Here is a 3,163-nt window from a genome sequence, read left to right as displayed (position 1 = left end):
GGGCCCTGCGCGCCCCGCGCGCGGCGAGACCGCATCCGGCCCGCATCCGGCCCGCGTCCGGTTCGCATCCGGTTCGCGTCCGGTTCGCGTCCGCCTGCCCACGCCTGTTTGCACACGGTTTCCACGGCACCCATATGAAGAAAGGCATCCTTCTCGCCGCGTTCGGTTCAGGAACCCCGCAGGGGCAGTCCACCCTCCGTCTGTTCGACGAACGGGTGCGCGCGCTGTTTCCCGGCGTGCCGGTGCGCTGGGCGTTCACCTCGGTGGTCATGCGCAACCGGCTGGCGGCCGCGCGCAAGAAGACCGATTCCGTCCAGAAGGCCCTGCGCAAGATGTGGTTCGAAAAGTACACCCATGTGGCCGTGCAGTCGCTGCATTCCATTCCCGGCGCGGAATATGCCGACCTGCTGGCCGACGTGGAGGAGATGCGCGCGACGGCAGGCAGGAAGGAAGGCTTTATGCGGGCCACCGTGGGCGCCCCCCTGCTGGATTCCGACGACGACATCCGCCGCGCCGCCGCCGCGCTGCTGACCCACCTGCCGCCGGAACGCATCCCCGGCGACGCCTGCGTGTTCATGGGGCACGGCACCTGGCACGAGGGCGAATCCCGCTACGGGGTGCTGTCCGCCCAGGTGCGCGAGCGCGACCCGCTGGTGCACATCGGCACCATGGACGGCGACTGCACCATCGACGACATCCTGCCCCGCCTTGCGGAGGACGGGGTGCGCCGGGTGTGGCTGCTGCCGCTGCTTTCCGTGGTGGGGCGGCACGCCGTGCAGGACATGGCCGGTGATGCGCCGGATTCGTGGCGGTCGCGCATCGTGGCGGCGGGCATGGAATGCGTGCCCGTGTTGCGCGGCACGGCGGAATACGGTGGCTTCGTGGACATCTGGCTGGATCATCTGGGCGTGGCCTTGCGCGCGCTGGACGCCGACGAGGACGGAGAAGCGGACGGAGACGTCTCTGGGGCCGGGGACGCGGCGTTCCGATAATCCCCCGCCGCCCAGGGCGCCTTCGGTGACCGACACACGACGCCGCAGTTCCGCAGCCATCCGGCATCCGGATTTGCCTGACGCGCCTGACGCGCCTGGTACCACAGATTCGCCTGCCCCTGATTAGTCCGACGCCTCGGGTTCTCCCGACACGCCACGCGTGGTGCGAGCCGGAACATGCCCCGCCGCCGGGTTTTCTTCCCTTGCGTTTCCGCGCGCTGCTTCCCTTTCCGCCCGTTCCCGCCTATCGTTCCCGGTCCGGTTCCCCCGCCCGCGCTGGCGTTCGGGGGTAAAATCGGCTACAACGCCACGGAACGACACCATTTTGCAGAACACCGGAGTATTCATGATGTTCCGTTGTCCCAGCCGCCCCGCGTGCGGCCACGGGGCGGTTCCGTCCCCCCGCCAGATAACGCTCCACAGGATGTCCTCCAACGTCGCCTCGGGGGCGCTTGCATCGTCGTGGCGGCTCCTTTGCGGCCTTGCCGTCGTGCTCGCCGTGCTGTGCCAGGCCGTGCCGGGCCATGCCCGCCGCGTGGAGGCCGTGTGGGGTGAAGGGCAGGTTTCCAAGACCCGTGCCCAGGCACAGGGCGAAGCCTTTACCAACGCCGTCACCGACGAGGCCCTGGACATCCTGCGCGCGCCACTTTCCGAGGCGCGCCGCGCCGCGTTGCGCGAGTACCTGTCCACCGTCACCGGCGAGGTGGTGCGCGGCTACAGCGAACTGGGCATGACCCCGGTGCAGGGCGGCACCCGCCTTGCCGTGGATGTGGACGTGAACCGCGACATGGTCAAGGAGCGCCTGCGTCAGGTGGGCGCCTATTACACCGCCGAAGAGTCCGTGCCCATGGTCTTGCAGCTTTCCGGCGCATCGCCGGAGGTGGCGGAGCGGGTGAGCAGGCTGCAACTGCTGTACGGCGTGGAACAGCGCGCCGGAGCTTCGGTGCGGGTGGCCCTGCGCCCCCAGAATCCCCAGGGCAAGGGCTGGTACGGCACGCTGGACGCGCCGGAGGGGTCCACTTCCGCGGATGGGGCCAGCGTGGACGACGTGTGGCGCGGGCTGTGGGCGTGGTATTTCTCGCACCGCCAGGTGGCCGGGGCGGCGGCGGGCCAGCAGGCCGTGCTGCGGGTTTCCGGCTGGCACACCGCCGACAGCGTCGAATCCTTCGACCGGGCCCTGCACGACTGGGACCGCGCCCTGCAAAGCGCGCAGTTGCAGGACGTGACCATGCGGCCCGGCGGGCTGGTGGCCACGTGGAAGCTGGTGCTTGTGAACCGGATGGAACTGGACCGGCGCCTGGACGAATATCTTGCACCGCGCAAGTTGACGCGGGAAGTCCTGCCGTAACGCCAAAACGAAGAAACCCGGCGGGCATGCCGCGCCGGGTTTCGAAAGATGTCGGCCGGGTGCGTGGCCCGGTTATGCCTGCTTGTCGTCTTTGTCGGTCTTGTCGTTCTTCTTGCCTGGAGTGATGTCGATTTCATCGGGCTCGTTGGTGGCCCGCTTGAAGTTCCGGATGGCACGCCCGAGTCCGCCGCCGATTTCGGGCAGCTTGTTGGCCCCGAATACCAGCAGGACCAGAACGAGAACGACCAACAATTCCTGAATGCCGATGCCGAACATATGCATGCCTCCGTTAGTGATGCCATGCATATACACATCGGGTACACCCCGGTCAAGGCGCGCAACGCCGGGGGATGGCCTGTGTTCCAAGGTGGTTGCGCACACTTCAATGAATGGAGCGATACATGCGACGCATCGTTGTCATAGGTTCTGGTGTGGGGGCGGGCAAGCTTGCCGCGCGCGTCAAGCGGCTGCTGCCGGGGTGCGAGGTGAACATGGTCATGCCCGAGGCGGCCGCCGAAGGCAGCGGCCCGTTTTCCGCGTGTCTGGCGGGGCGGCGCGCCTCGCGCGTGCTGCTGGCCGCCCGCGAAGTGGGCGTGCTGGATGCCTCCGAACTTTCCGTCGATCTGGACGCCAGCACCGTCATCACCGGTTCCAGCCGGGGGCGGCTGGCCGTGCGGTATGATCAGCTGGCCATGGAAATAGACGCCACCCCGCGCATTCCCCGCGCACTGCGCGGCGCGTCCAACGTGTTCGCCTGGCCCAGCGCCGACGCCACGGGCCTTGACGGGCTGCTGGCGGAGCGCGTGGCCGTCGGTGCCTGCCG

Annotated in this window: 3 protein-coding genes and 1 pseudogene; 3 read left to right on the top strand and 1 reads right to left on the bottom strand. The window is 68.5% G+C overall.

Annotated features, from left to right (window positions below; genetic code table 11):
* Positions 1 to 134: 134 nt before the first annotated feature.
* Positions 135 to 992, top strand: coding sequence for a sirohydrochlorin cobaltochelatase (locus tag FVW20_RS10615; protein ID WP_196609495.1), 858 nt, complete (start codon positions 135 to 137; stop codon positions 990 to 992).
* A 490-nt stretch (positions 993 to 1,482) separates the two neighbouring features.
* On the top strand, positions 1,483 to 2,340 hold the full coding sequence (locus tag FVW20_RS10610) for a hypothetical protein (protein ID WP_307831490.1): 858 nt from the start codon (positions 1,483 to 1,485) through the stop codon (positions 2,338 to 2,340).
* A gap of 72 nt (positions 2,341 to 2,412) precedes the next feature.
* Here FVW20_RS10610 and FVW20_RS10605 read toward each other — a convergent pair whose 3' ends face one another.
* Positions 2,413 to 2,616: a twin-arginine translocase TatA/TatE family subunit gene (locus FVW20_RS10605; protein ID WP_196609491.1), complete on the bottom strand. Its 204-nt coding sequence runs from the start codon at positions 2,614 to 2,616 to the stop codon at positions 2,413 to 2,415.
* A 125-nt stretch (positions 2,617 to 2,741) separates the two neighbouring features.
* Between FVW20_RS10605 and FVW20_RS10600 the strand changes: the two are divergent.
* Positions 2,742 to 3,163, top strand: a pseudogene (locus tag FVW20_RS10600) (pyridine nucleotide-disulfide oxidoreductase); the annotation flags it as partial.

The organism is Nitratidesulfovibrio oxamicus, assembly GCF_015731765.1.
Taxonomy (GTDB): Bacteria; Desulfobacterota; Desulfovibrionia; order Desulfovibrionales; family Desulfovibrionaceae; genus Cupidesulfovibrio; species Cupidesulfovibrio oxamicus.
The sequence above is the reverse complement of the archived record's forward strand: the minus strand, read 5'-3'. Positions and strand labels throughout refer to the sequence as shown.